The organism is Glutamicibacter sp. AOP5-A2-18 (assembly GCF_052446055.1).
GTDB lineage: Bacteria > Actinomycetota > Actinomycetes > Actinomycetales > Micrococcaceae > Glutamicibacter.
On sequence record NZ_JBQSVW010000001.1, the window covers coordinates 2,752,849 to 2,779,144 of the forward strand.

General features: G+C 56.2%; 25 protein-coding genes, 1 tRNA gene and 1 riboswitch. Of the genes, 11 read left to right on the plus strand and 15 right to left on the minus strand.

What is annotated here, in order from left to right; genetic code table 11:
• Positions 1-2 precede the first annotated feature (2 nt).
• A riboswitch (TPP riboswitch) is annotated at positions 3-127 on the minus strand.
• 74 nt (positions 128-201) lie between these two features.
• On the plus strand, positions 202-453 hold the full coding sequence (locus ACT3RW_RS13205; protein WP_131088948.1) for a DUF4235 domain-containing protein: 252 nt from the start codon (positions 202-204) through the stop codon (positions 451-453).
• 88 nt (positions 454-541) lie between these two features.
• On the opposite strand, the gene mnhG is transcribed toward ACT3RW_RS13205, so the two are convergent.
• From mnhG to ACT3RW_RS13235, 6 genes are read right to left on the minus strand one after another with little or no spacing between them, the layout of a single operon-like run.
• Positions 542-943, minus strand: coding sequence for a monovalent cation/H(+) antiporter subunit G (gene mnhG / locus ACT3RW_RS13210; RefSeq protein WP_131088949.1), 402 nt, complete (start codon positions 941-943; stop codon positions 542-544).
• Positions 943-1,209: a monovalent cation/H+ antiporter complex subunit F gene (locus tag ACT3RW_RS13215; RefSeq protein WP_131088950.1), complete on the minus strand. Its 267-nt coding sequence runs from the start codon at positions 1,207-1,209 to the stop codon at positions 943-945. The genes mnhG and ACT3RW_RS13215 overlap by 1 nt, the downstream gene beginning before the upstream one ends.
• The gene (locus ACT3RW_RS13220; protein ID WP_131088951.1) at positions 1,206-1,838 is read right to left on the minus strand and encodes a Na+/H+ antiporter subunit E; all 633 of its coding nucleotides are present in this window, start codon (positions 1,836-1,838) and stop codon (positions 1,206-1,208) included. Before ACT3RW_RS13220 ends, ACT3RW_RS13215 begins: the two co-directional genes overlap by 4 nt.
• A 13-nt stretch (positions 1,839-1,851) precedes the next feature.
• Entirely contained in the window at positions 1,852-3,453 is a 1,602-nt protein-coding gene (locus ACT3RW_RS13225) for a Na+/H+ antiporter subunit D (protein ID WP_131088952.1), read from the minus strand.
• Positions 3,450-3,899: a Na(+)/H(+) antiporter subunit C gene (locus tag ACT3RW_RS13230; protein ID WP_131088953.1), complete on the minus strand. Its 450-nt coding sequence runs from the start codon at positions 3,897-3,899 to the stop codon at positions 3,450-3,452. The genes ACT3RW_RS13225 and ACT3RW_RS13230 overlap by 4 nt, the downstream gene beginning before the upstream one ends.
• Positions 3,896-6,865, minus strand: coding sequence for a Na+/H+ antiporter subunit A (locus tag ACT3RW_RS13235; protein ID WP_131088954.1), 2,970 nt, complete (start codon positions 6,863-6,865; stop codon positions 3,896-3,898). The genes ACT3RW_RS13230 and ACT3RW_RS13235 overlap by 4 nt, the downstream gene beginning before the upstream one ends.
• Positions 6,866-7,090: 225 nt before the next feature.
• Here ACT3RW_RS13235 and ACT3RW_RS13240 point away from each other — a divergent pair, with 225 nt between their 5' ends.
• Positions 7,091-8,413: an MFS transporter gene (locus ACT3RW_RS13240; protein WP_444614044.1), complete on the plus strand. Its 1,323-nt coding sequence runs from the start codon at positions 7,091-7,093 to the stop codon at positions 8,411-8,413.
• A gap of 62 nt (positions 8,414-8,475) precedes the next feature.
• On the opposite strand, the gene dcd is transcribed toward ACT3RW_RS13240, so the two are convergent.
• Positions 8,476-9,057, minus strand: coding sequence for a dCTP deaminase (gene dcd / locus ACT3RW_RS13245; protein ID WP_131088956.1), 582 nt, complete (start codon positions 9,055-9,057; stop codon positions 8,476-8,478).
• 195 nt (positions 9,058-9,252) lie between these two features.
• Between dcd and ACT3RW_RS13250 the strand changes: the two genes are divergently transcribed.
• A complete protein-coding gene (locus ACT3RW_RS13250) occupies positions 9,253-10,122 on the plus strand; it encodes a M15 family metallopeptidase (RefSeq protein WP_444614045.1) in 870 nt (289 codons plus the stop codon).
• 23 nt (positions 10,123-10,145) lie between these two features.
• Here ACT3RW_RS13250 and ACT3RW_RS13255 read toward each other — a convergent pair whose 3' ends face one another.
• Both ACT3RW_RS13255 and ACT3RW_RS13260 read right to left on the minus strand, forming a co-directional pair.
• The gene (locus ACT3RW_RS13255; protein ID WP_444614046.1) at positions 10,146-10,487 is read right to left on the minus strand and encodes a hypothetical protein; all 342 of its coding nucleotides are present in this window, start codon (positions 10,485-10,487) and stop codon (positions 10,146-10,148) included.
• Positions 10,488-10,670: 183 nt separating this feature from the next.
• On the minus strand, positions 10,671-12,377 hold the full coding sequence (locus ACT3RW_RS13260; protein ID WP_444614047.1) for a fumarate hydratase: 1,707 nt from the start codon (positions 12,375-12,377) through the stop codon (positions 10,671-10,673).
• A 111-nt stretch (positions 12,378-12,488) separates the two neighbouring features.
• On the opposite strand from ACT3RW_RS13260, the gene ACT3RW_RS13265 reads away from it, so the two are divergent.
• From ACT3RW_RS13265 to ACT3RW_RS13300, 8 genes are all read left to right on the plus strand, one after another.
• Positions 12,489-12,980 (plus strand): SseB family protein, encoded by a 492-nt coding sequence (locus ACT3RW_RS13265; protein WP_444614048.1) that lies wholly within the window; start codon positions 12,489-12,491, stop codon positions 12,978-12,980.
• Between the two features lie 96 nt (positions 12,981-13,076).
• A tRNA-Gly gene (locus tag ACT3RW_RS13270) sits at positions 13,077-13,147 on the plus strand.
• A gap of 70 nt (positions 13,148-13,217) precedes the next feature.
• Positions 13,218-14,147: an AEC family transporter gene (locus tag ACT3RW_RS13275; protein ID WP_131089818.1), complete on the plus strand. Its 930-nt coding sequence runs from the start codon at positions 13,218-13,220 to the stop codon at positions 14,145-14,147.
• A gap of 88 nt (positions 14,148-14,235) precedes the next feature.
• Positions 14,236-15,051 carry an amino acid ABC transporter substrate-binding protein gene (locus tag ACT3RW_RS13280; RefSeq protein WP_131088961.1) on the plus strand — a complete coding sequence of 272 codons (816 nt, stop codon included), beginning with the start codon at positions 14,236-14,238 and terminating at the stop codon, positions 15,049-15,051.
• Positions 15,052-15,133: 82 nt separating this feature from the next.
• On the plus strand, positions 15,134-15,799 hold the full coding sequence (locus ACT3RW_RS13285; RefSeq protein ID WP_131088962.1) for an amino acid ABC transporter permease: 666 nt from the start codon (positions 15,134-15,136) through the stop codon (positions 15,797-15,799).
• Positions 15,786-16,553, plus strand: coding sequence for an amino acid ABC transporter ATP-binding protein (locus tag ACT3RW_RS13290; protein WP_444614049.1), 768 nt, complete (start codon positions 15,786-15,788; stop codon positions 16,551-16,553). The genes ACT3RW_RS13285 and ACT3RW_RS13290 overlap by 14 nt, the downstream gene beginning before the upstream one ends.
• An 18-nt stretch (positions 16,554-16,571) precedes the next feature.
• On the plus strand, positions 16,572-18,116 hold the full coding sequence (locus ACT3RW_RS13295) for a helicase HerA-like domain-containing protein (RefSeq protein WP_444614050.1): 1,545 nt from the start codon (positions 16,572-16,574) through the stop codon (positions 18,114-18,116).
• 63 nt (positions 18,117-18,179) lie between these two features.
• Positions 18,180-19,202 carry a hypothetical protein gene (locus tag ACT3RW_RS13300; RefSeq protein ID WP_444614051.1) on the plus strand — a complete coding sequence of 341 codons (1,023 nt, stop codon included), beginning with the start codon at positions 18,180-18,182 and terminating at the stop codon, positions 19,200-19,202.
• A gap of 7 nt (positions 19,203-19,209) precedes the next feature.
• Here ACT3RW_RS13300 and ACT3RW_RS13305 read toward each other — a convergent pair whose 3' ends face one another.
• The 6 genes from ACT3RW_RS13305 to ACT3RW_RS13330 all read right to left on the minus strand — a co-directional run bounded on the left by ACT3RW_RS13305 (position 19,210) and on the right by ACT3RW_RS13330 (position 26,255).
• Positions 19,210-19,545, minus strand: coding sequence for an MFS transporter (locus ACT3RW_RS13305; protein WP_444614052.1), 336 nt, complete (start codon positions 19,543-19,545; stop codon positions 19,210-19,212).
• 11 nt (positions 19,546-19,556) lie between these two features.
• Complete coding sequence (locus tag ACT3RW_RS13310; protein ID WP_444614053.1) at positions 19,557-20,450, minus strand: MFS transporter; 894 nt, start codon at positions 20,448-20,450, stop codon at positions 19,557-19,559.
• 146 nt (positions 20,451-20,596) lie between these two features.
• Positions 20,597-22,504: an NHL domain-containing thioredoxin family protein gene (locus ACT3RW_RS13315; RefSeq protein ID WP_131088966.1), complete on the minus strand. Its 1,908-nt coding sequence runs from the start codon at positions 22,502-22,504 to the stop codon at positions 20,597-20,599.
• A gap of 139 nt (positions 22,505-22,643) precedes the next feature.
• The gene (locus ACT3RW_RS13320) at positions 22,644-23,414 is read right to left on the minus strand and encodes a hypothetical protein (protein ID WP_444614054.1); all 771 of its coding nucleotides are present in this window, start codon (positions 23,412-23,414) and stop codon (positions 22,644-22,646) included.
• Complete coding sequence (locus ACT3RW_RS13325; RefSeq protein WP_444614055.1) at positions 23,407-25,461, minus strand: cytochrome c oxidase assembly protein; 2,055 nt, start codon at positions 25,459-25,461, stop codon at positions 23,407-23,409. Before ACT3RW_RS13325 ends, ACT3RW_RS13320 begins: the two co-directional genes overlap by 8 nt.
• Before the next feature lie 194 nt (positions 25,462-25,655).
• Positions 25,656-26,255 carry a copper resistance CopC family protein gene (locus tag ACT3RW_RS13330; protein WP_444614056.1) on the minus strand — a complete coding sequence of 200 codons (600 nt, stop codon included), beginning with the start codon at positions 26,253-26,255 and terminating at the stop codon, positions 25,656-25,658.
• Positions 26,256-26,296: the final 41 nt, after the last annotated feature.

Consider the following 26,296-nt stretch of genomic DNA (forward strand, 5'->3'; position numbering starts at 1 on the left):
CGCATCCGAGATGCTCGACTTCCTTCGCCGGTACTAGCCGGAGCAGGTTCGAGGGTCTGCGATCTATCGCACTCTCAGCGTCTTGGCGACTTCTTTTTTGAAGTCTGACGCTCCCCTGTCGGAAAAATTACTGCTCCCCCACCTTACCGCAGGTATGCTGGGCAGAGGAAAGATAAGTTACGACGTTGAAGCGAGGGCAATATGAACACAGTACAGAAACTTGCCACCACCGGAATTTCGATTGGCGCCGGTTTGCTCGGCAGCAAGCTAGTTGATCAGCTGTGGAAGGGCGTCACCGGAAATAAGGCTCCCCGCAAGGGTAGCGAAGAAGCTGCAGAGGCTTCATTCCGTCAGGCGCTCGGATTCGCGATCTTCTCATCGATTGTCGCAGCGACCATCCAGGTCTTGGCAGACCGTGGCACCAACAAGGTTGTCGCACGGTTCAGCAAGTAGCTAATGCTCAAGGAACGGCCCACCAATGGTGGGCCGTTCCTTTTTGTTTTGTTCAGTTTTACACTGCTCAGTTTTTCACTGCTCAGTTTTACTTTGAGTCCTTCGACTCTTCGCTAGAGACTTCAACAGACGCGGTGGCCGGTGCGTCAGATACCGTGTCCACTACTTGCCTCAGTTCATCGGCGTAGAGAGATTGTTTGGCAGCGTGCTTGGTTCGGTAACCAGCGCGCCCAATCATATGTGCGGATACGGGAGCGGTCAGTAGCTGCATCCCCCAAGCCAGGAACAATACTGGAACCACACTCCAGCTACGCAAGTGAATTGCTAGCGCGGTGAAGATCAGCAGAAAGCCAAGTACTTGCGGTTTGGTGGCGGCGTGCATCCGAGTGAGCATGTCGGGGAATGAAAGCAGACCGATACCGGCAATCAGCGACATGAGGCAGCCGGTGATCAGCAGGACGGCGACAAGAATATCGAGGAACAATTCCATTAGGCGTTCCTCTGATCCGAGACGTACCGCGACACCGTAACCGAGCCAATGAAGCCCAAGGTGCACGCAACAACGACAAACAACAGGTAGTCGGTGTGGCGGTTGAAGACCATTTCCAAGCACAACGCCACGGAAATGATCAGCAGCATCACGTCCAAGGCTAAGACTCGGTCAAGAATCGAGGGGCCCTTGGCAACGCGGATCAAGCACGCAACGGTGGCTAGACCCAGCATGATGCCGCAAATCCACATCACGATTGTCATCATTTTTTGCCTCCTACTCGACCAAGAATTGGACCGCATTCGTGCTTGATTGCTTCAAATTCATCGTGGCTACCCATCGCCATGATCACTCGACGTTCAATGTCGCGCACCGCTTCGCGGGCCCGTTCCATGTCGGATCTCGATTCGATGTTGATGTAGTGCAAGTACAGCGTTGATGAGCGCCGGTCAACGTCGATAACAAATGATCCAGGAATCAGCGTCAGTACATGTCCCACCGCGGTGACAATCAAATCCGAGTCGGTACGCAACTCCACGGCGATCACTCCACTGCGGGTTTTCTTTCCCCGGAAGATCGCCAGTCGTGCCACTTGGAAACTTGCCACAAATACTTGACCGATGAACCAGATAAACAGTTCAAAGCAGTACCAGACGTTCACACGGCCCGAAAGGACCACCGGCGGCAGCGGGAAGAGCGTGACAATTATCAGCGCAACGATGACACCGAAGATCAGATTCGCCGGCGAGAAGTCTTGCCAGAGGGCTGCCCAGACAAAGATCAGCAACGCCAGCAGCGGCCATTCCTGTTTGAGTGTTGCCCGGTGACGGACGCCAGAAGTATCAAGCGCATCATGGATACGCTGATCTCTGTGCTTCAGGTTTTTAGTCGACATCGTCCCCCCCTAATCACAATGGCAAGATCGCACTGATATATGGTTCGCGAGCAATGAGCTCAGCTGCGACCCGTTCACAGAACTCGAAGATTGGTCCAGCAAATACGGTCAACGCAATGCCGGCTACAACGAGTGACGCGGTGGAATAGCGCATTCCCCACGGCAAAGAATCGGCTTCAAGCTCCTTGGCCAGTTTCAGACCCAATGCCGGATTTTGCGCTCCACCAGCAGCAGTCTCAATAGCTACTGAGGCGGCCTGTTCCACTAGTTCTTGGTTTGGAACTTCAGCATCGGTAGCGCGTCGCCAGAACACACGGGCCCAAACACGGATGATGGCCAGCAGCGTCAGCAAGCTAGTGAGCAGACCAGCGCCAACAACAATCCAGGTCAATGGGTCAGCATCCTGTACTGCGGCGTGCAGCAATCCGAACTTCCCCAAGAATCCGGAGAACGGTGGGATGCCGCCCAAGTTGATCGCGGGGATAAAGAAGAGCAGCGACAGCGCCGGGGAAAGTTTGGCTAGCGAGCCGAGCTTGGTGACATTCGAGCTACCTGCACGACGTTCAATCAGGCCGGCCACCATGAACAACGAGGTCTGCACAATAATGTGGTGACCTACGTAGTAGATGGTTGCCGCGATGGCTAGTGGGGTGCCGATAGCAACACCAAAGATCAGGTAACCGATGTGGCTGGTCAGCGTGAAGGACAGCATACGTTTGATGTCCGTCTGGGCCAATGCACCAAGAATACCGACCACCATGGTCAGCGCTGCGGCCACCATCAGTCCGGCGCGTACTTCGCCTCCGGGGAACAGTAAGGTTTCGGTACGCACGATGGCATACACGCCCACCTTGGTCAGCAACCCTGCGAACACGGCGGTCACCGGTGCCGGAGCGGTTGGGTAGGAGTCGGGAAGCCACAAAGACAGCGGGAACACCGCGGCCTTGATGCCGAAGGCAATCAACAGCAATACATGCAAGATCAGCTGCGGGCCTTGATCCAACTGTGGCAGCTTCACCGCGAGGTCCGCCATATTCACCGTTCCGGTGGCGGCGTAGATCATGGCGATGGCCATCAAGAAGACCACCGAGGAAACCACCGAAACCACCACGTAGGTAGTACCGGCGCGAATGCGTTCAGCTGTGGCACCCAAGGTGAGCAGCACGTAGCTGGCGGTGAGCAGGATTTCGAATCCGACATAGAGGTTGAAGAGGTCCGCTGCCAGGAAGGCGTTAGACACACCGGCCAGTAGAATCAGGTAGGCCGGGTGGAATACCGAGACTGGTCCGGGTTCATCCCCGTCGGCTAGACCCTGACTGGTAGCGAAGAACAACACTGCCAGTGACACCAAGGTGGAAATCAGCAGCATAAAGGAGCTGAAGCCATCAACCATCAGTGCGATGCCGAAGGGTGACTCCCAGCCACCGATGTGTATGGCATAACTTTCTCCGCCCCAGACGGCTGCCACCATGCCTGCTTCCAAAAGCAAGGTCAGGCACAGGATGCCGATGGTGATCAGTCGTTGGGTGCGCACCTGGCGGCGGGCCAGGAACGCGGCACCGGCGCCAATGATCGGAAGGACTACGGCCAGGGGGGCTAGATCTAGAAAATTCACTCTTCCCCCTCACGTACTGGTCGGCCTTCTTCGTCAACGAATTCGGTCGTATCCTCTGCCACCGGCGAGTCTTCCTCTTCGTCGTAGGCTGTCTTCTGCGACACCTTAATATCTTCGGTGTCATCGGCCAGCTCATCGGCACTGGTCAGCGTCCACGACCGATAGATCATGGCGAGCAAGAATGCTGTCACCGCGAAGGTGATGACGATTGCCGTCAAGATTAATGCTTGCGGCAGTGGATCTGAATATTCTTCGGCTGCAATTTCGGGTTTGAACAGCGGGGCAATGCCTCGCCGGCCACCGGTGGTCAGGATCAGCAGGTTGATGCCGTTGCCTAAAAGCATGATGCCTAACAACACACGGGTCAGGGTTCGTTCAAGTACTAGGTAGAAACCGCAGGCAAGCAGCACACCGGTAATCACGAGAAAGGTGATGTTCACGCTCATCGGCCAACTCCTGTCTGTGAGGCTTGTACAAAGTCATGGCGGTCCACCGGGCTACGTCCTTCGGAGAGTGAATCAATTTCGCTACCCAGTGAACGCAGCACGTCCTGTACCAGTCCCAAAACCACCAGATACACGCCGATATCGAAGATCGTAGAAGTAACAAACTTCTGATCTCCAAAGAACCAGAACTCCACGGCATACATGGTGAAAATTTCGTCGCCCAGCAACAGCGGAACAATTCCGGCTAGTCCAGCTAGTGCAATACCGCCACCGATAAGCAAGCCTGGGGCAATCCTGAGTGACTCAGAGAGTTCAATGCGACCGCCGGCTAGGTAACGGATGGTCAAGGCAAGGCCTGCGATCAGACCGCCGGCAAAACCGCCACCGGGAGTGTTATGTCCGGTGAGCAGCGTGTAGACCGAGAGGATCAGCACCGAGTGGAACATCAGCCGGGTGACCACTTCAAAAATGATTGAGCGACGTTCGGCCACGAGGGTACTGCCGGCCATCAGCCAGTCTTGATTGCCGCTGGTGGCAAAGCGTCGGGCGATGCGCAGTTCCACATCTTTGGATTCCTTATTGCCCATGGCTTCGGAACCCGAATCGATGCTGCCCGGTTCCACCTCGTGTGCACGAACCCGTGAGCCGAAGCTACGGCCGGCGAAGATCAATGAAGCGACGCCGGTTGCAGCCGCCGCGAGGACGGTGATTTCTCCGAAAGTATCCCAGACACGCATGTCAACCAGGGCGACGTTGACAATATTTTTTCCGTAACCCTCGTGGTAAGCCAGCTCTGGCCATTCAAGTGAAATTCGGGTTTGGTCACGGGCGCCCATCATGGCGATGGCAATGTAGATCACCATGACGGCCAAGGCGATTGCCAGCAGTGCGCGTCCCCATTTGATCTTGGCAACTCCACCCCACAGTCGCTTTGGCAAGGCACGCAGAGCCAAAACGAAGGAGACCAAAATGATGGTTTCTACCAACAGTTGGGTCAGCGCCAAGTCGGGTGCCCCCTGCAAGGCAAAGATCGCGACCATGCCGTAGCCGGTGACCGAAACCATCAGCACTGCCATGAAACGCTTTGGCGCAATCACGGACACCACGGCGCCTGCAATAATCAGCGCACCGATGAGCAGCTGGGCAGGGTGGTCAGCAATAACCCAGAGATCGGGCCAAGGAGTCGAGACTGTCAGGGCAATCCCCAGCGGAACTACTAAGACGACGCCAAGAATCACGCCGAGGTAGAAGGACAACGAACCACGTTGGGTGCGACCGGTAATCCAAATGGCAACCATGTCCAGCCCGTTGAGTGACATGCGGTAGATATCTTCGGCGGAGATGATCATGCGCCTCGGAGCAGCACCGGTATCTGTTCGGCGGCGAATCCAGTAGAAGGCAAGACCCAGGCTGATGGAAATTGCGCTGAGTCCCAAGGCTGGGTTCAGTCCAGCAAATGCCAACAGGTGCATTTTGCCTGGTCCACCCTGCGCTGCTGACCAATGGATCATCAAAGGCTCAACCAGCTGTGGGTACAGGCCAAGGGCCAGCGTCATGGCTGAGAGCAGGAGCAATGGTGCGAGGAAGATCAGTGTTGGGGCCTTGCAGGTCAGGTACGGCACCGAATGCTTTTTCACCCCGAACGCGCCGAAGAAGAAGCGAAGAGAATAACCCATGGTCAAACCAGCGCCGAGCACCAAGCCGATCAAAGCAACGATGCCCCAGCCGTGTTCTAAGTGCAGCGCGGATTCGTAAATTGCTTCCTTGGCCACAAAGCCAAAGGTCAACGGCACGCCCGCCATGGATGCTGCAGCGATTCCGGCGGTAACACTCAGAATCGGCATGGCCCGGCGCAGTCCGCTGAGCTTTCGAATATCACGAGTACCGGTGTTGTGGTCAATGATGCCCACGCTGAGGAACAAGGTCGCTTTGAATAGGCCGTGGGCCAAGGTCATTGCCAGTGCGGCGAAGGCGGCTTCCGGTGTTCCAAAACCGAAAATGGCAATGATGAAGCCCAGCTGCGAGACCGTACCAAAAGCAAGAATCAGTTTAAGGTCATGCTGTTTAAGCGCACGGAAGCCACCAATGAGCATGGTCAGCACACCGATGCCCACGGTCATTGGTACCCAGAGGTTTGTTTCGGAGAATCCCGGGGCCAAGCGCGCGATCAAATAAACGCCGGCTTTAACCATGGCGGCGGCGTGCAAGTAGGCGGACACCGGTGTTGGTGCGGCCATGGCGCCGGGCAGCCAGAAGTGGAAAGGAACCAATGCGGATTTGGAGATGGCACCAACAATGATCAAGGCTATGGCTACGTCCGTGTAGGCACCAAGTGAAACGAGGCGATCTGCGGAAGCCAAGATCTCGGAGAGCTGGTAGCTGCCCGCTTCGGAACCGATCATCAAGATACCGGCCAGCATGATCAAACCACCCAAGGTGGTGACGATCAGTGCAGTCATTGCCGAACGGCGGGCTGAGATCAAGGCTTGGTTGAAGCCGATGAGCAGATAGGAAAGAACGCTGGTGATTTCCCAGAAGATAAACATGATGATGACGTCGTCGGCCGTGACCAAGCCGGTCATCGCTCCGGCGAAGGCAACCATCTTCGCAGCGAATCCACCAATTTGTGGGTCATCGTTTTTGAAGTAGCGTGCACAGTAGAACAACACCAGTGCGCCCACGCCAAGAATCAGCAGCAGGATGGTGGCGGATAAGGAGTCCATCCGGAAGTTCAACCCGATGTTGAGTCCGGAGATCCACTCAATTTTCAGTGAAGGCGGCGCATTAGGTGCACCGTTGGCCAGAGAGTTATCTGCGGCAAGTACAACAGGTAGCTGAGTCAGCAACCAAATAAATCCCACTGCAGGGACAGCGGCCACCACATAGAAGGCGTTTCGTTTAAGTACCCGGAACAAGAGCGGGCACAAAAGGGCGGTCACAAACAGCGCAGTGAGAATTACTAGCACTTGTCTCCTCTGTCGACTGTTGGTTGGGCAGAGTGCATTGACCACAAAAATAGTCCGCAGTAGTAATTTTATCAGCCGGTTTCCGCGAGCCTTTGCGCAATCTGTCTTTAGAGGAATATTTTCGCCAGTTTCCGCGATCAGCTGATTTTGAGCTTTTGCACAGGATTATCAAGATTTCCATTTTTGGTTCACTCACAGTTCCGTGCTTGCGGGTACGATTCGAGCATGTCAATCATTCGACCAGATTCGCCCCCAGCCAGTGATAAGTGGCTGAACAAGTACACCTGGGCTTGGGCTAGCTGGGACTGGGGTCAGGCAGCGATCAACGCGGTGATGATCACCTTCGTTTTTACCGTCTACTTGACCAGTGAGCTTTTCGGCGACAAGGACCATGCTTCGCTGGTGTTGTCTCAAGCGCTGACGGTCGGCGGTTTGGCCATCGCATTGCTGGTGCCAGTCACCGGAATGCGCGCCGATGCAGCAGGCCGACGAAAACTGTGGATTGTGGTCAATACGCTGATCCTCGTTGTTATCTGCGCTGCCTGTTTCTTTGTCTATCCAGACCCCAAGTTTCTTTGGTTAGGCGCCATCCTAATTGCGCTGATGTCAGTGGTCAGTGAGTTTGCCGGGGTGAACTACAACGCCGTACTCAACCAGATTTCAACCAAGGCCACTGTCGGCAAGGTCTCCGGATTCGGTTGGGGCATGGGCTACGTAGGTGGCATCCTTGCTCTGGCCCTGGTGCTATTCGGTTTTGTGGAACCTATAGTTCAGTGGCCTGGTGCCAGTACCGATGGATCACTGAATCTTCGATTGATCGCCATCTTCTCTGCCGCTTGGTGCCTAATGTTTGCGCTGCCACTGTTTTTCATCATTCCAGAAGCGCCGCCAGCCATTTCAGCGAAAATCCCACTGAAGGATTCTTACAAGGTCTTGTTCGCAACGATCAAGAACTTGTGGAGCAGTGACCGCAACTTACTGTTCTTCCTTTGCTCCTCAGCTGTCTTCCGTGACGGTCTAGCCGCCATCTTCACCTTCGGTGGTGTCATCGCGACGGGCACCTTTGGCTTCAGCACATCAGAAGTAATCATCTTCGCCATTGTTGGCAACCTAGTTGCGGCGGCCGGTGCGGTGTTGGGCGGCCGACTCGATGACGTGCTCGGGCCAAAGATGGTCATCTGCGGTTCCCTCATCGGGTTGCTCATCGCCGGTGCAGGAGTATTCCTCTCCCCCGGCGCCAGCGGCTTCTGGATCTTCGGATTGCTGCTGTGCTTGTTTGTGGGACCGGCTCAGGCGGCCTCACGTTCTTACCTGGCAAGGCTAATTCCAGCAGGCCGCGAAGGAGAACTCTTTGGCCTCTACGCCACGACGGGTCGGGCGGTTTCCTTCTTAGCCCCGGCACTGTTTGGCCTGTCTATTGCCATAGCTACTCCCCTAGTAGCTGCAGGCGGCGCCCAGCGCTATGGCATCTTGGGAATTCTAGTGGTGCTTGCCCTGGGCCTGCTGCTTCTGTTGCCTATCCGTGCACCGCGCAAGGTCAAGGATTAGTCAGCCGTCAAATGATCCACCAAACACAATGAGGACCGGCTCAAGGGCGATCCTCATTGTGTTTAGCTTTCGATGTTTGTGCGGTGGAAGTTCAGGTGGCTGCGTGATGCCGTTGGTCCGCGCTGTCCCTGGTAACGGTTTCCGTAGGGTCCGGAACCGTAAGGGTGCTCGGTGGCGGAGGTCAGCTTGAAGAAGCAGAGCTGGCCAATCTTTGAACCTGGCCAGAGCTTGATCGGCAGGGTAGCCATGTTGGAGAGTTCCAGCGTCACGTGTCCGGAGAAGCCCGGATCAATGAAGCCTGCAGTGGAGTGGGTGAGCAGTCCAAGGCGGCCCAGTGAGCTCTTGCCTTCAAGACGTGCCGCAATTGAGTGTCCGAGGGTCACCACTTCATAGGTGGAGCCAAGCACAAACTCACCGGGGTGCAAGATAAACGGCTCGTCCGGGGCAACCTCGACCAGGCGGGTCAGTTCATCTTGTTCCGTTGAAGGATCAATATGCGCGTACTTGTGGTTGTCGAATAACCGGAAGAACCGGTCAATTCGAACGTCCACGGATGCGGGCTGGACCATGTTCGAGTCAAAGGGCTCAAGGCCAATCTCACCGGACGCTATTTCTCTGCGAATGTCACCATCTGAATACAACACGTGAACAAACTTATCGCGTGAAGTGCCATTGGATGAACTCTGCGGGCAAATAAGTACTTTTTTCAGTCGTCTAAGTCGTCTCTGCTTCACTAATGAGGTGATGTACTTCCCCTCGCCTAGAGAAGAAATCGGGCTATCGTTATAGAGGGGACTTGTTTTCCCACTCATCGCTTCATCTCAAAGGGTTCCTTCATCATGCGTCTCGCCTCTGCAGTGACAAGCACCGTGCTTGCCTCGGCTCTGCTGTTCTCAGCAATTCCTGCTGCCCAGGCCGCGCCCGATAAGGATCTGTCCGCGATCGAAAGCTCGCAGCTTACGGACGCATCAAGCATGCTCGCGTTGATCAATCCCACCACCAAGCTTTCACCGGAGAACTACACACCCTCAAAGCTCGTGAATGTTGCCGGGACTGGAATGCAGTTGAGATCCGAAGCGGCTAAGGCCGTGGAGCAACTCATTACGGATGCTCGCGCGGCCGGCCATTCCATCCATCTGCTGAGTGCCTACCGATCCTATGAACGGCAAGCAGCGCTATTTAATCAGTACCAAACCAAATATGGGACCGCTTATGCCGAGCGTATTTCGGCACGTCCTGGCACCAGCGAACACCAGCTCGGGTTGGCGGCGGACCTTGGTTACACCAATAGTCAGGCCGAACTAAAAAGTGCCTTTGGGCAAACTCCTGCAGGTATTTGGATTGCCAAACATGCGGTGGAGTACGGGCTGATCATCCGGTACCCGGATGGCAAGGAAGAGATCACCGGCTACAAGTACGAGCCATGGCATGTTCGCTACATCGGTAAGGAGCACGCCAAGGCATTGGCACAATCAGGGGCTGAAACCTTTGAAGAGTACTTCACGATGCTTGGCGAGGCATCAGCGTCCAAGAAGGTCAAAGCAACCGCGGTTGCCGAAGATGAAGAGCAAGACAGCTCAGCACCTACCGATACTGACTCTTCAGAAGAATCAAAGAAGTCCGGTTACGGCGTGATGAAAGACGATGACCTTCTCGTTTTGCGTTTCCTACCGCCGTACCGCGATTGGGGTTTTGGCTTCAGCGAATAGTCGTTGCGCCTGAAAATTCTCGGCTAGAAGAAGCTCGCTACGCCCAAAAAGAGCAGTGACGGGACCAACGAAGCGACCAACGCTACGGCCCAATGCAAGATTTTTCCGCTGTTCTTCTGACATGCTCCGGTGCGTTTCCTTCGCGAAATCAGGTTCACATTGGAAAAGATCCAGATGATGGTTCCGATGGCCAACGGTGGGCCAAGCATCGTTTGAAGCGGGAAAATCGAGCTCTCTTGCAGAAGGTCGCGAACTGAACGACCCCAAGAACTGATCGGGTTACCAACCACCACTACGCACAGCATCCAGTAGTAAATAATTCCGGGGACACCAAGCAGCAGATTCACGACTGTTAGTCGTCTCAAAGCTTTCCCCTTCATCCCGATGATGTGCCTCGGGGTCTGCGAGGCTTCATGAATTCTACCGAATTCACGCTCACGCCTAGTGCTCTTTGCCTAGAATTGCGCCTGTGCATCGCCTAGGAGTTGCAAAAAGATCGCCAACAGATCATTTTCTGTTGACGGTCTCTTTGACTGGTGCTGCGAAAACTACTTAGCGCGTACCGGGATTCCGGTGAAGGTTGGCTTCAAGGTCTCGGCAAAGAAATCTTCGCCCTTGTCGTCAACGACGATGAACGCTGGGAAGTCCTCAACGTCGATCTTCCAGATTGCTTCCATGCCGAGCTCCTCGTATTCGAGAATTTCGACCTTCTTGATGCAATCCTGCGCCAAACGTGCTGCTGGTCCACCAATGGATCCAAGGTAGAAACCACCGTGGTTGTTGCACGCATCGGTGACCTGCTTGGAACGGTTGCCCTTTGCCAGCATGACCATCGAGCCGCCGGCTGCCTGGAACTGATCCACATAGGAGTCCATACGCCCTGCGGTGGTCGGGCCGAAGGAGCCCGAAGCCATGCCTTCTGGAGTCTTGGCAGGACCTGCGTAGTAGACCGGGTGGTCCTTGAGGTACTGCGGCATTTCTTCGCCAGCGTCCAGACGTTCCTTGATCTTGGCGTGCGCGATATCGCGAGCAACCACCAACGGACCGGTCAGCGATAGACGAGTCTTGACCGGGTACTTGGTCAGTTCAGCCAGGATCTCAGCCATTGGCTTGTTCAGGTCAATCTTTACCACCGAGTTGCCACCGGTGCCCGAGACGCCATCGGTCTCATCGTCGTGAGCGGCAATCGCTGGGTGGTTCTCATCTGGCATGAAGCGGGCTGGATCGGTTTCCAGCTGCTCAACAAAGAGACCTTCTTCGGTAACCTTGGCCAGCATCTGGCGGTCAGCCGAGCAAGATACTGCGATGGCTACCGGCATGGAGGCACCATGGCGTGGCAAGCGAACGATGCGCACGTCGTGGCAGAAGTACTTGCCGCCGAACTGGGCACCGATGCCGAAGTGACGGGTCAGCTCTAGGACCTTTTCTTCCAGCTCGGTATCGCGGAACCCGCGACCGGTCATCGCGCCTTCCGTTGGCAGGGAATCCAAGTACTTGGCCGAACCGTACTTAGCGGTCTTCAGCGCCATCTCGGCCGAAGTTCCACCGATAACAATGGACAGGTGGTACGGAGGGCAAGCCGCGGTGCCCAGCGAACGCAGCTTCTCATCGAGGAACTTCAACATGGAGTTCTCGTTGAGGATGGCCTTGGTCTCCTGGTACAGGAAGGACTTGTTAGCAGATCCACCGCCCTTAGCCATGAACAAGAACTTGTAGCTGGTGTCAGCCCCGTCCTTGGTATTGGCGTACAGGTCGATCTGTGCTGGCAAGTTATTGCCAGTGGACTTCTCTTCCCAAGTGGTCAGCGGGGCCAGTTGCGAGTAACGCAGGTTCAGTCGGGTGTAGGCGTTGTAAATGCCACGCGAGAGCGAGATTTCATCCTGCTCTTCGGTGAGCACACGCTGGCCGCGCTTACCCATAACGATTGCGGTACCGGTGTCCTGGCACATCGGCAGGATGCCGCCGGCAGCAATGTTGGCGTTCTTCAGCAAATCCAGTGCAACGAACTTATCGTTCGGGCTAGCTTCCTCATCGTCGAGGATGTTTCGCAGCTGCTGCAGGTGGGCTGGGCGAAGGTAGTGCGAGATGTCGTGCAGTGCGGTTTCAGCCAACTGCTCTAGTGCCTCGGGGGCGACCTTCAGGAAGTTCTTCCCATCCGGACCGGCGACGACCTCGACGCCTTCGGAGGAAATCTTGCGGTATGGGGTTGTATCTTCGCCAATTGGCAGAAGATCCTCATAACGGAATTCAGGCATGCTCTGTCCTTGATTCAATCGTGGATGCTCATCTGCCATTTTATGCCTCTTGCCCCAAATTCCCGCATTCGCCGTTTGCACCGCAGGCTTTATCGCGACATGCTGTAGTACATGAGCACCGAGAACACCCCAGCTGCGCACGACGGGCAGGATCCAGCACAGGCCCCGCACGCGATCATCGAAACACCAATGGACCAGCACCGGGCCAAACCTAAAACGCACTTCGAAATGATGTTGCAGGCTGGCTTGAACAAGCCTGAACTCTCCGGTTCAGTCATTGCTGCCTTTATGAGTGCCGAGGTGTACTTCCTCTCCCGTGAAGAGGTCACCGAAGAGAACAAAAACGCTCAGCCAATGCTGCTGACCAACCCCACCGGTGAAGCCGTGGTGGCTCTCTTTACTTCTTTGGAACGTATTCCATCGACCTACATCGACCAGGCACCGTTTGGTGTGAAGGTTCAGGGCGCCACCGTGGTGCGCGCACTGGATAACACTGGCTTTGTGGTCAACCCAGGCGATGAACTGAGCTTTGAAGTTCCAGCAGATGGCGTGGCCATTTTGCAGCAGCAGATGCTGAATCAAAAAAGCGAAGATCAAGCGTAATTTTTCCCACGGTTAATCGTGCGATGTAACGTCCCGTCGAATTCGTGAGATATGCTGATTGATGCCCGAGCCGTCATTAGGCCGCTCGGTGCACCTGCGGGCGTAGCTCAATGGTAGAGCGCTAGCTTCCCAAGCTCGATACGCGGGTTCGATTCCCGTCGCCCGCTCGCACTCACGTCGGGGTACCACTAGGTGCCCCGACGTTTTAGTTTCATTTGGCCAAAACCAAGGAGCATGATGACCGGAGTCCTCGAAGGCTTCTCCATCATTTGGGTGGTCATTGCCGTAGGTTACCTCGTAGGACGCACCGGAGTACTTGGAGATCAAGGACGCCACGTGCTTAGTCGCGTGACCTTCTTTGTCGCTAGCCCCGCCCTGCTATTCAGCACGTTGGCTGAATCAGATCCTGGTTCGGTCCTTGGCCCGCTGTTGTGGATCGCTGCAATCTCTGCCGCGCTCACCGCGCTGGCCTACCACGGTGTTACCGCACGGTGGCTAAAGCGTTCGTCTTCGGAGCGAATCATCACCGCGATGTCAGCGTCCACTGTGAACTCAGCAAATCTCGGTCTACCCATCGCTTTGTACGTTCTTGGTGATGCTTCCTACGCTGCTCCGATCATCTTGTTCCAATTGGCGCTGTACCAGCCAATCAACTTGGCCATGCTTGATGCCAGCACCTCGCGTCACCGCACCACCCCGCTGGCGTTGCTGCTAACAACGGTGAAGAACCCGATGATCATTGGTTCCATGCTTGGACTGGTGGTGGCGCTGACCGGTTTCAACGTTCCCTCGATTGTCCTTGAACCGATCGATTTGATCGCTGGCGCTTCGATTCCCTCAATGCTCATGGCCTTTGGCATTTCCCTTGTTGGGTCCAAGCCACTAGAGAAGAAGTCCGGGCGACGCGCCGATGTACTGATCGCCTCCGCTGCCAAACTGATTCTGCACCCGGCTTTGGCCTGGGTCTTGGCCTATTTCGCATTTGGGCTTCGTGGAGAACTGCTGGTGGCATCGGTAATCATGGCTGGTTTGCCTACCGCACAAAACGTATTTGTTAGCGCCTCACGTTATGACCAAGGTGTCATCGTGGCCAAAGATACCGTGCTCATCACTACTATCTGCGCCATACCACTAATGATGCTATTGGCCGTAGCGCTGGGAATTTAGTGTAACTTTTGACCTTCGGAATAAGCGGATGTCTCTAGACTGTTGTTAGGACTAGAGCATTACCCATCAATTCTTGAACGAGGTCATCATGAAGCGCACCATACCCCTGCTGGCAACTGCCGCAATTCTTGCCCTATCCCTAAGCGCCTGCGGCTCTTCCGGCGGCTCGGGCGATTCCTCCGCTTCGGCCTCGACCGAGGGCGGTTCCGCGTTGCAGAAGGTCAAGGATGCTGGCGTATTGACCGTGGGCACCGAGGGCACCTACCGTCCGTTCTCCTTCCACGAAGGCAATGACCTGACCGGTTACGACGTTGAAGTGATCAAGGCCGTCGGTGAAAAGATGGGTGTAGAGGTCAAGTTCCAGGAAACCCAGTGGGACGCGATCTTCGCTGGCTTGGATGCCGGACGCTTCGACGCTATCGCCAACCAGGTGGCCATCAACCCTGAACGCGAGAAGAAGTACCTGTTCTCGAAGCCGTACACCGTCTCTGAAGGCGTGGTTGTGACCAAGAGCGATAACACCGACATCACCTCCTTCGATTCGCTCAAGGGCAAGAAGACCGCGCAGTCGCTGACCAGCAGCTTCTATGAAGCAGCCAAGGCCGCCGGTGCCACCATCGAGCCGGTTGAAGGATGGGCCCAGTCGGTCACCCTGCTCAAGCAGGGCCGAGTGGATGCCACGGTCAATGACAAGCTGACCTTCCTGGATGCCCAGAAGACCAACCCGGATGACAGCATCAAGATCGCTGCCGAATCCGAGGACAAGAGCGAATCCGCAGTCACCTTGCGCAAGGGCTCCGAAGACCTGCAGGAAGCCATCGATGACGCGCTGGACGAGCTGCGCACCGATGGCGAACTCGCCTCGATCTCCAAGAAGTACTTCGGCGAAGACGTCAGCAAATAACCGCACCATCCCAAGTGAAACAGTAGACTGGCTCCACACGTATACGTCGTGGGGCCAGTCTCATTTGTCTCGAAGGTAGCTCATGGATTCGAATTGGCAGTTATTTATCGATTCGCTCTGGCCCTTGGCCAAGGGCGCAATCACCGCAAGCATTCCGCTGGCACTGATTAGCTTTGCCCTAGGCTTAGTTATCGCTTTACTCATGGCGCTGATGCGGATCAGCAAGAACCCGGCGCTCTCGGGCATCGCCCGGGTCTACATCTCGATCGTCCGCGGCACTCCCCTGCTGGTGCAGTTGTTCGTCATCTTCTATGGCATGCCCACCCTGGGCATCACCATTGACCCGTGGCCCAGCGCGATCATCGCCTTCAGCCTGAATATCGGGGCCTACGCCGCGGAAATCATCCGTGCCGCGATCCTCTCGGTTCCGACTGGCCAGTGGGAAGCCGGATACACGCTTGGCATGTCTCGCACGCGCAGCCTATTCCGGCTGATCCTGCCCCAGGCCACCCGCGTGGCCATCCCTCCATTGTCCAACTCCTTCATCTCGCTAGTGAAGGACACCTCGTTGGCTTCTACCATTCTGGTCACCGAAATGTTCCGCAAGGCCCAGGAAATCACGGCCTCGACCTACGAGTTCATGGTCCTGTACTGCGAGGCGGCCGCGATCTACTGGGTCATCTGCCTGGCGTTGTCCGCACTACAGAACTCTGTTGAAGGAAGGCTGGAAAAGTATGTCACCAAGTAACTCAACCTTGCTCAGCGTCACCGGCCTGCACAAGGCTTTCGGCGAGAACCAGGTGCTCAAGGGCATCGACTTCTCCGTGCACTCCGGCGAAGTGGTGGCCCTGATCGGCCCTTCGGGGTCCGGCAAGACCACCGCGCTGCGTTGCCTGAACGGACTGGAAATCGCCGATGCAGGAACCGTCGGATTCAACGGTGGACCGCAGGTGGACTTCGATGCCAAGACCAAGCCCAAGTCGGCGCAGATCCTGCGCGATCGTTCGGCGATGGTCTTCCAGGGCCACCACCTCTTCCCACATCTGACAGTGCTGCAAAACGTCACCATCGGACCCCTCGAAGTCCAAAAACGCGCCCGAGCTCAGGTATTGGCCGAGGCCCATAAGTTGCTGGATCGTGTAGGGCTCGGAGCCAAGGCCGACGCGTACCCAAATTCACTGTCTGGCGGTCAGCAGCAACGCGTAGGCATTGTCCGCGCGCTAATGCAGCAGCCTGATCTGTTGCTCTTTGATGAGCCAACCAGTGCCTTGGACCCAGAGCTAGTCGGTGAGGTTCTCAGCGTCATCAAGGAACTAGCCCAAGAGGGCTGGTCGATGGTTCTGGTCACCCACGAGCTGGCCTTCGCCCGCGACGTGGCCGACACCGTGGTCTTTATGGATGGCGGAGTGGTTGTTGAAACCGGGCCGGCGGCTCAGGTTTTGTCTGCTCCGACAAATCCCAGAACACAAGCCTTCGTTCAACGTCTTTTGCACCCGTTCTAGAAAACATAAGGTAAAGGTATGACCCAGGACACAAATGCATTGTTGACCAGCCTTATCGAAGGCTATAACTTCTCTTCGGAAGGTCTTGAACTCGGTGTAGCCCTCATTGATGGCAAGGTCGAGCCCACCGCTCCCATCAGGTTGCCGCTGAAAATGCTCAACCGCCACGGACTGGTCGCAGGTGCTACCGGTACCGGTAAGACCGTGACCTTGCAGCTAATGGCTGAGCAGTTGAGCAAAGCTGGCGTGCCGGTATTCCTCGCAGACATCAAGGGCGACCTGAGCGGTTTGGCACAGGAAGCTGTAGCTTCCGAAAAGCTCACTGCCCGCTTGGCCGAACAGGGCAAAGAATTTGCTCCCCGTGCCAACCCGGTTGAATTCCTTTCACTAGGCGAAGGAACCCACGGAACTCCGGTTCGCGCTAGCGTTGATGCTTTTGGTCCAATCTTGTTTGCTCGTGTTTTGGAGTTGAACGAGACACAGGAAGAATGCCTGCAGCTAATCTTCCACTACGCCGATACCAATAAGCTCCCACTTGATGACCTGAACGATGTGAAATCGGTAATTAGCTTCCTAGTCAGTGATGAGGGTGCAGCAGCGCTGGAGCAACTCGGCGGCGTGTCAAAAGCCACCGCTGCAGTCATCCTTCGCGGCATCACCATCATGCAGTCGCAGGGCCTAGACCAATTCTTCGGTCAGCCAGAATTTGATACCTCAGACTTCTTGCAGGTACGCGAAAACGGTGGCGTCATCAACGTTCTGGAATTGCCCAGCGTCAATCAGCAGCCAATGCTGTTCTCCACCTTCTTGATGTGGCTTCTTGCTGACCTCTTTGAGGACTTGCCTGAAGCCGGTGACTTGGACAAGCCAAAGCTGGTGTTCTTCCTTGATGAAGCTCACCTGTTGTTCAAGGATGCAACCAAGGCCTTCACCGACGCCATCATCAATACTGTTCGGTTGATTCGTTCCAAGGGTGTAGGACTGTTCTTCATTACCCAGTCCCCTACCGACTTGCCTGATGAGGTGCTCGGCCAGCTCGGTAACCGAATCCAGCATGCGGTACGTGTATTCACCGCCAAGGACCAGAGCGCACTGAAGAAGATCATCCAGACCTTCCCGGTCAACGGAGTGGATCTGCAAGAAGCGTTGACTCAAGCCGGTGTGGGTGAAGCGGTCATTACCGTGCTTGATGAAAAGGGCGCACCCACCCCAGTAGCGTGGACCAAGATGTCCTCGCCAGGATCAAATATTGGCCCAGCCTCCCCTGAGGTATTGGATGCGAATCTCAAAGCTTCACCGCTGGCTGCACGTTATGCCACGGCGGTAGACCGTGAGTCCGCTCGTGAAATGCTTGAGGCCAAGGCGCAGCCTGCGCCAACGCCAGAAGCTGCACCAGAACAGCCGGCACCAGCGCCGCAGCAGGAATCAGCACCACGCCAGCAGCGCCAGCCAAAGGCAGAACCAAACCCGATGCGAGACATGGCCGTAGATGCCGCAACCATGATTGGTCGCGAGCTTCTGCGAGGAATGTTCGGCAACCGTAAGCGCCGCCGCCTTTGGTAATACCCGACGCTAAAAATCGGCCAGTTACAGTTTGGAGCTCAATACCAGATAGCCTAGCTACTGATGAAGACTCCTAACTCCACGCCGATCACCGCCACCGCCTTGGCCCTTCGATGGACCCTAGCCGCGGTGGCGGTGCTCGTTTTGGCTGTTGCCGGCGTGATTATTGCTAATCGCACCCTGTTCTCCCCCTCGCATGATGTCAAAGAACTTCAGCAGGACCTCGCCAATGGCGAGGGTGCTAAAGCTCTGGGCCTGATGCAGGCCACCGTGCCAAAGGGTGACGCGGTAGCTCTGAACGGTGAAGTGCTCAAGCGTACCCAAAAGGGCGTAACAGACTTCTCCACTGATAAGGCACAGCCAGTGAAGGGCAACAAAGAACTGCGCACCGTGACCGCGCACTACAAGGTTGATGGTGTTGATAAGCAGTCCACCTACACCTTGCGCCACATCGGTAAGTCATGGCTCTTCTTTGATAATTGGGCCTTTGAACCTTCAACCCTTCCTAGCGTGAAGATCAAGGCCAATACCGTCAACGAGGTCACGGTCAACGAACAGAAGATCCCATTGGACGCCGGTGTTAGCACCCTGCCGGTCTTCTACCCTTCCGTTCTTGACGCCAGCTTCAGCACTAAGAATTTTGCTGCCGACACCCGTGGTGTGGTGGTCACTGCGCCTGCTGAAGATCCAGTGGAGATCGCGCTAAAGACCGAGCCAACTGATGCTTTCATCTCGGCCATCAATTCCAAGGTCAAGAAGTACCTCGACGATTGCGCCAGCCAGCAAGTGCTCATGCCTTCCGGGTGCCCCTTCTCGTACAACACTTCGGCACGAGTTGATTCCTCAACGATCAATTGGGATATCACCAAGTACCCGACCATCAAGGTCAGCTACTACAACGGTTCCTGGGTTCTTTCGCCACTGAAGACCTCCGCAGCATTAACTCTGACCGAGCAAGATCTGCGCACTGGCTCTAAGGAAAAGAAGACCGTCAACGACACGTATTCCTTTACCGCGAAGCTGACCACCAGCACCACCGAGGTCTCCGTGGTTCCAGTAGCCGGCGGTCAACAAGTCGCTCAGTAGCCCCAGGCTACCTACCCAGCATTTCGCGGAATTGGCTACGTAGTGGCACCGCATTGGTCTTGTACTTCTGCCACGTAAACAGCGCTAGCAAGCTTGCGCCCAGTGACAGAACCGCTCCGATGGACACCGCAATCTGAGTTCCAAAAAGCTCAGCAAGCCAGCCCACCAACGGCGAACCAATCGGTGTGCCACCTTGGACCACCATCAAGTACAGAGCTAGGACGCGGGCGCGGTATTGGGATGGCACCGACATTTGCACCATCGTGTTGCAACTGTTCAGGAAGGTTAATGCTCCGAGCCCAACCGGGACCAGCATCAGGGCAAACAGAAGATAGTTTGGCATCCACGCGCTTGCTAGTGCGGCCAGTGAGAAGAGAATACTCCGCCGCCAATGAGGTAACGCCAGCGAGGTGCTGAACGCCGAGCAGCTAGCAGCGCACCACCAAAGGTACCCACCGCCATGATGCTGCCAAGGATGCCATACTCCCCTGCGCCAACTCCGTAGACTTCGGTAGCCATCAGCGCGTTGGTCAGCTGGAAGTTCAGCCCAAACGTTCCGATGATGAACGCGAGGAAGAAGATCAGCAGCAGATCCTTACGGCTTTTGACGTAACTGAATCCTTCTCGCACTTGCCCTTTGCCCCGTGCCACCGGAGTAGAGGGGTGCAGCGCGTCTTTGCGCATAAAGACCAGTGAGGTGATCACCGCGATGAATGACGCACCGTTGAGCAGGAAGGCAGGTCCGGTGCCTACTAGTGCGATCACCGCTCCTGCAATGCCCGGACCGGCCAGGCGGGCCAGGTTAAAGTTGGCACTATTCAGCGCGACGGCATTAGCCAGGTGGCTTCCGGGCACCACTTCAGAAACAAAGGCTTGGCGTGCCGGAGCATCAAAAGATGCACCTATGCCCAATAATCCTGCCAAGACGTAGACCTGCCAGAGCTGGGCCGAGTCGGTGACAACCAGTAGACCCAGGATCAGGGCACATAAACCCATAAAGCTTTGCGTCACCATGAGCACGTGACGCTTATTAAAACGATCAGCAATCAAACCCGCGTAAGGGGCCAGGACAAGGACGGGAAGAAACTGCAGGCCGGTAGTGATGCCGGTAGCTACCGCATCGTGGTCGGTCAGTTCTGTCAGCACCAGCCAGTCCTGGGCCACCCGCTGCATCCACGTACCGATGTTGGAAACTAGAGCCCCAATAATCCATAATCGATAGTTGGGTATTTCTAGAGCCCTGAACATCTTCGTCGCCATAAACTTCTACCGGATCTCTCCGGCGCCTCCCGAACCTCAGTCTAATGCGACACAGCGAGGAATGCTGAGGTTTCCTCTGCATTCCTCGCTGTGAGGTTTGAAGCTATGTTTACCAACGCTGTGTCGGTGTGTGATTAGTTCACTCCACGAAGATCCAACAGCAATTCGTCATCGCCTTCTGGATCCAAGAGAACCGGGATTCCCCAGTCCTGCTGGTAAAGGTGGCAGGCTGCGTGATCTGGGATCTCGCCACCTGGCTCACCATCACAGGCCGCAGCGCGAGCGGTAATGTGCAGAACGCCGTCAGCAACTTCTGGGTTCAGCTGCAACGTGCGGGTCAAGCCCACCGAGGTTCCGCCACCGTCCAGCAACAATTCTGCTGGGCTTGAAGAAATCTTCAACTGAGTTGGATCTCCCCAACGGTCATCCAGCTTCTGCCCCTTCGGAGCGGCAAAGCGAATAACAATGTCGTGCTTGCCGGCCTGCACCTTGGTCTTCGGACGCTGGGTCTGGCTGGCGCCTTCATCAACAACCAAAGCTTCAGCAGGAATCGGCACACGCACCAGCTGGTGGGAATTGGTTTCAACAACCAGCAAAACTGGATCGCCCTCAACCGAGGAATCAACCAACACATCGGCTGGTTCCTTCAGCCCCTTGGCCAAGGTAGAAACGGTCTTGGTGGCCGGATCAAAGCGGCGCACCGCACCGTTGTATGAGTCAGCGATCGCAATGGATCGATCAGGTAGCACTGCCACACCCAATGGGTGCTGCAAGCGTGCCTGTTCAGCCTCGCCGTCACGGAAGCCGAAGTCGAACAACCCGGTGCCAACAGCAGTATTAACGCTCTTAACTTCCCCGTTCTCAACTTCAATCCAACGCAGGGCGCTGGTCTCCGAGTCAGCGATCCACACGTTTTCGCCCTCAAGGGCTAGGCCTGAAGACTGGGCGAACCAGGCTTCATCGGCTTTGCCATCCTTTAGGCCTTCCAGCCCGGTTCCAGCGAAGATGGACACCGCATTGGTTTCTGGGTCAAAGGCAAAAATCTGGTGCGTTCCGGCCATCGCGATGATGATCTGGCCCGATGGGTGGAAGAGCACGTCCCATGGGGAGGACAACGAAATGTTCAACGCGTCGGTGCCCAGCTGTACCGCCTGGGTTTCCTGACGTGCATTTTCCGAATCCAACAGACGCTGCACACCATTGCCAGCCAAGGTACCTACAACGCCGGTGCTCAGGTTCACCGAACGCAAACGGTGGTTCACGGTATCGGCTACAACCACGTCGTAACCGACCTTGGCGGCCAGCTCTTGAGGCAGCGCGGTCAGACCCTGCAGTTCGTTGAACTGTGCGGTGTTCGCATCGCCATCGGCGTAGCCTCGAACACCGGAGCCGATGGTGCGCACCACGGTGGACAGATCATCGGCCAGCTCAACCAAACGGTGGTGGCCCGAATCGCCGATCAGTAGGTTTCCGTTGGCCAAGGCGATGGCCTTGCCTGGGAAGCGCAGGTCGCCTTCCACAGCTTCTGGTGCCACGTAGGGGCCGTTGCCACGGTGCAAGGTGCCCTTGGCTTCGTGCTCGGTGATCAGTTCTTCAACCAGCGAACCCAGACCCTGCGCGTGACCTTCACCGGACAAGTGCGCCACAATGTAGCCCTCTGGATCCAGTACAACCAAGGTTGGCCAAGCGCGTGCGCCGTAAGCCTGCCAGGTGGTTAGCTCCGGATCATCAAGGATCGGGTGATGGATTTCATAACGCTCTACGGCCGCAGCCAAGGCATCCGGGTCAGCCTCGTGCTCAAACTTAGGCGAGTGCACACCGACGGTCACCAGCACGTCAGAGTACTTCTCCTCCAGCGGGCGAAGCTCGTCAAGTACGTGCAGGCAGTTGATGCAGCAGAAGCTCCAGAAGTCCAAGAGCACGATCTTGCCGCGCAATGCTTCAAGGTCCAGCTGTTTACCACCGGTATTCAGCCAGTTGCGGCCCACCAGTTCACTGGCGCGCACCTTGTAATTGGCGCGGACGGATTCTGTAGCGCTCATGGTCATCCTTTCGCAAATGCCGCGGCTCGGCAGTTAGAACTTTATTATCAGCCACGGCTCGGTGCTGTACTAAACGGTGTTAAGGAACATTGAGGTGCAACCGGTGCCAGCCCGGTTCTATTCCTCTGGCTCTGCCCGACTATGGAAGTTGGGACAGGGCAGCATCCATGACGCTGGTTGCCACCTTGTTGAACTTTTCGTCGGACAACGAGTTACTGGCAACGAAGGAAACCATCGCCACATACTCTTTGCTCTTTTTGATCAGGACCAGCGAATTTTGGGCGTATTCCCCGTCGCGGCTGTAGTACAGCGCAGAATCCACCGAGTCCACCTTGGGATCGGAGAACTTAAGGGTCTCGGTGTACTCGTTGGTGTTCAGCTTGACGCTCTTGCATTCAGAAAGAATGCTCTTCACGTTTTTGGTGTGCTGGTCAACCGACGCGTTCCCGTCCTTGCCCAACTTAGCTACTTCGACCGAGCCGGTAATGGACTGGGATTCGTTGGTGAAGTCAGTGCGTGCCGCTTGGGTGCCCAACTGCACCGGCGACCAGTTCAAATCGTTGATCGGAGCCGAGCATTGAGCTGGCAAGACCACGATGCCCTTGAGCGTATCGGTCGGTGGGGTGGCCAGAGATTCAAGATCTTTGCCCTTGATTTTAGCGCTGCTTGGGAAGCCCAATTGTGAGGCGATCACCGAGCCAGCTGCTGTGGCCATCTCAGGGGTAGTCGGATCTTCCTCGGAGCTCGATGCTGAGGCGCTGGGGCTAGCACTGGGTGAGGCCGTGCTTTCAGCGGCAATCTTATGCGTCTGGTCCTGTGGCATCTGGCTCTGTTCCGAGGAACAGGCGCCCAAGGACAAAGCGGTGCACAACACCAGCGGGATGCTCAATGTCTTGATGGTCTTAGGCATTGGGATTCCTTCGATCGGCCTGATTAAATTTGGCGAACATCGCGTTGTAGGCTTCCAGCTCGGCATCGTTGTCGCGTTCTGCCTGTCGGTCATAACGTTTGGTGTCTTTTTTGTCCTGTTTGAGCCAAGACAAAACCACAAAGATGGCCAAGACCAAGGTGGGTACCTCGCCGATGGCCCACATGGCGCCGGCGCCCACCACTTGGTCTTCCAGAGCGCTGCCGCCCCAGGTGCGTCCCATATTGCCGAAGTAGTCGGGAGCCAATAGGTTTTCGGTGCTCATCAATGCCACACCGAAGAAGGCGTGGAAGGCGACGGTAGCCAGCAAAACTACCAGGCGCATTGGGTATGGGTAACGCTTAGGCACCGGATCCGCATCCACCAGACTCAGCGCAAAGAGGTATCCGGTGAGCAGGAAGTGCAAGTTCATCAGCTCATGGCCGGCGTGGTAGCGCATGGCAGGTTCCAGGATCGGGGTGAAGTAGAAGATCACGATGGACCCGGCGAAGTTTACCGCAGCAAAAATTGGGTGGGTGATTACCTTCGAATAACGAGAGTGAACCAGGAACAGGATCCATTCGCGTGCTCCACGGGTGCCGTCAACGCGGGCAGGCAAAACCTGCAGCAGCAGGGTAATAGGCGTACCGAGTACCAAGAAGATGGGCACGATCATGGTCAGCGACATGTGATCAACCATGTGCGTGGAGAACTGGATTTTGCCGTAGACGGCCACCGCACCGCTGGTGACGTAGAACAGTGCGAACAGGCCAACAACCCAACTGATCAGGCGCGGCACGCTGGGCTTGTCGCCACGACGAGCCAACGTGATGAAGGCATAGAGGTAGGCCGCTAGCCCAAAGAGGCATACCGCTACCCAGATCCAGTCCATGCGCCAGGTGGTGAGCCAGCTGGCGGTATCTGGGGCTGGTGGCAGATCGTAGCCGGTGAGCAGACGGGCCGGGGTGGTTTTTGCCGGTGCCTCGTCACTGGTTGGCGGTGCGGTTCGAGCCAGCACCGTGGCTACCGACATGACCGAGGCCATCAGGATGACTTCAACTAGAACTACCTGCCATGCAGCACGCAGCGCGGTGTACTTACCGGCCAAAAGCTGCGGAATGACCTTGCGGCGGTGAACCAGTCCGAGTGCGCCCAGGGCCAAGGTAATCAGAAGTTTGACGATGACTAGCGCGCCATAAGGTGTGGCCCACTGTCCCCAGTTGGTGATGCGGATGATCGCCGAGGCCAGACCCGAACCGATCATCAGGAAGACAACAATGGCTGCCAACCCGGAATAGCGTTGCAGGACAACTCCAGCCAGTACCTGGCCACGCTTGCGTCCCGGTGCTTGGCCTTCCAGCGTTGGAGCTAGTAGTGCCAAGACAATAATTCCGCCGAACCACAGCACGACGGCCAACAGGTGTAGGCCGATGGAGTTCACAGCAGCAAAGTGGTCATCGCCGCCGGCAGCGTGGCCGATAAAGGCCATCGGCAGGATGCCTGCGAAGGAGAAGAGCGCGGTGGCACCAACTCCGGTTTTGGAACGTACCGCCAAGGCGAGCGAGCTCACCACTGCGGCAATCACTACCATCCAGGCCCAGGCCCGGCCGGTGGTGATGGAAAGAATATAGTCCAGAATTGCGGCTGAATATTGCCCATCCAGGCTCATCGGAAGGCCGGCCAGATCCCAGAAGGTCAGCACCATGACGGTAGCTGCAGAAAGGGTCCACACCACTGCAGAACCGGCGGCAATATTCATAGCGCGAGTAAAGGCTGGATGATCCGCGCCTTGCTCATCGCGTGTGGTTTTGATGCTTCGAGGCACAATGGCGGCAGCAAAGACTAACGCGGCTATGGCCACTGACATGGATGAATGATGGATCGCTCGCGCGATCGGCAGGCTCCAGCGCACAAACGCTCCAGGATCGGCCAATTCGGCCGGACGGGCGATGCCGGTGAACAACACCGCAACCAGGAAAACTACCGCTGAAGCGAGCAGCCCGGGCAGGATGAAGCGGGTGACTGAAACCGTGCGCTTTGCTGTATCCATATCCTTCTAATCATCTCATTTTTGCTCGACGGTCACAGACCAGATCCGCCGGAACTACACCGCTACGGCGCATCTCACACCCACAGTGCGCGCGTGTAAATCTCGTGCGCGAGGTGCTAATCAACGGCTTCTAAACCAGAGACCGACAGGCCAAGGTGGATCTTTGGCCTGCCGGTCTACGAGGTGTGCGCTTACTACTTGTTGTTGCGCATGAACTTGGCCAGAACGGCAATGGCGCCACCAAGGATCACAACGCCAATAACTACCCAGATGACCGGGCTGACATTGCTGCCTGCGGCCTGAAGTGGGTTGTCATTCTCCTGCTGCGCGTCGCTAGGCTGTTCAGCCTGCGCAGATTCACTTGGAGCACTGATCATCGAGGGAGTTGGCTTAGCTGATGCGTTGACGGTGAAATCCAGCTTGCTCTCTACTGGATGTCCATCCGAAGAAACGACGCGGTATTCCAGCTCGTATTCGCCGTTTTCCAACGATTTCGCCGGGGTGACAGTTACGGTCTTGCCCTTGGTTTCAGCCTTCGCTTCGACAGCTTTGCCATCATTGCTCAGCTCAACCACGGTGGAGTTCACACCTGACATGGTCTGCAGTTCACCGGAGAATTCCAGGGTGAGCTCCTCGGGAACCTGCTTCAACGTTGCCCCAGCTTTGGGATTTGAACTCACCAGTTCGTCGTGAGCAGAGGCGGCGGTCACCGAGGTAAATACTGCAAGGATCGCCAACGCCACTACGGCTGCGAGGCGGGTCAAATTCATTGTGGGTAGGGTTTTGCTCTTCATTGTTTTCCTTCCAAGCCCCTGGTGGGGTAATTCGTTCTATG

Excerpts from the sequence above, each read along its gene's own strand:
- ACT3RW_RS13205 (WP_131088948.1), top strand. The coding sequence starts at position 202 with ATGAACACAGTACAGAAACTTGCCACCACCGGAATTTCGATTGGCGCC.
- ACT3RW_RS13310 (WP_444614053.1), bottom strand. The coding sequence starts at position 20,450 with ATGTTCAGGGCTCTAGAAATACCCAACTATCGATTATGGATTATTGGG.
- ACT3RW_RS13290 (WP_444614049.1), top strand. The coding sequence starts at position 15,786 with ATGTCACCAAGTAACTCAACCTTGCTCAGCGTCACCGGCCTGCACAAG.
- ACT3RW_RS13215 (WP_131088950.1), bottom strand. The coding sequence starts at position 1,209 with ATGATGACAATCGTGATGTGGATTTGCGGCATCATGCTGGGTCTAGCC.
- ACT3RW_RS13305 (WP_444614052.1), bottom strand. The coding sequence starts at position 19,545 with ATGCCAAACTATCTTCTGTTTGCCCTGATGCTGGTCCCGGTTGGGCTC.
- ACT3RW_RS13295 (WP_444614050.1), top strand. The coding sequence starts at position 16,572 with ATGACCCAGGACACAAATGCATTGTTGACCAGCCTTATCGAAGGCTAT.
- ACT3RW_RS13250 (WP_444614045.1), top strand. The coding sequence starts at position 9,253 with ATGCGTCTCGCCTCTGCAGTGACAAGCACCGTGCTTGCCTCGGCTCTG.
- ACT3RW_RS13320 (WP_444614054.1), bottom strand. The coding sequence starts at position 23,414 with ATGCCTAAGACCATCAAGACATTGAGCATCCCGCTGGTGTTGTGCACC.
- ACT3RW_RS13285 (WP_131088962.1), top strand. The coding sequence starts at position 15,134 with ATGGATTCGAATTGGCAGTTATTTATCGATTCGCTCTGGCCCTTGGCC.
- ACT3RW_RS13220 (WP_131088951.1), bottom strand. The coding sequence starts at position 1,838 with ATGTCGACTAAAAACCTGAAGCACAGAGATCAGCGTATCCATGATGCG.
- ACT3RW_RS13275 (WP_131089818.1), top strand. The coding sequence starts at position 13,218 with ATGACCGGAGTCCTCGAAGGCTTCTCCATCATTTGGGTGGTCATTGCC.
- ACT3RW_RS13230 (WP_131088953.1), bottom strand. The coding sequence starts at position 3,899 with ATGAGCGTGAACATCACCTTTCTCGTGATTACCGGTGTGCTGCTTGCC.
- ACT3RW_RS13325 (WP_444614055.1), bottom strand. The coding sequence starts at position 25,461 with ATGGATACAGCAAAGCGCACGGTTTCAGTCACCCGCTTCATCCTGCCC.
- ACT3RW_RS13300 (WP_444614051.1), top strand. The coding sequence starts at position 18,180 with ATGAAGACTCCTAACTCCACGCCGATCACCGCCACCGCCTTGGCCCTT.
- ACT3RW_RS13260 (WP_444614047.1), bottom strand. The coding sequence starts at position 12,377 with ATGCCTGAATTCCGTTATGAGGATCTTCTGCCAATTGGCGAAGATACA.
- ACT3RW_RS13265 (WP_444614048.1), top strand. The coding sequence starts at position 12,489 with ATGAGCACCGAGAACACCCCAGCTGCGCACGACGGGCAGGATCCAGCA.
- mnhG (WP_131088949.1), bottom strand. The coding sequence starts at position 943 with ATGGAATTGTTCCTCGATATTCTTGTCGCCGTCCTGCTGATCACCGGC.
- ACT3RW_RS13280 (WP_131088961.1), top strand. The coding sequence starts at position 14,236 with ATGAAGCGCACCATACCCCTGCTGGCAACTGCCGCAATTCTTGCCCTA.
- ACT3RW_RS13240 (WP_444614044.1), top strand. The coding sequence starts at position 7,091 with ATGTCAATCATTCGACCAGATTCGCCCCCAGCCAGTGATAAGTGGCTG.
- ACT3RW_RS13315 (WP_131088966.1), bottom strand. The coding sequence starts at position 22,504 with ATGAGCGCTACAGAATCCGTCCGCGCCAATTACAAGGTGCGCGCCAGT.
- ACT3RW_RS13330 (WP_444614056.1), bottom strand. The coding sequence starts at position 26,255 with ATGAAGAGCAAAACCCTACCCACAATGAATTTGACCCGCCTCGCAGCC.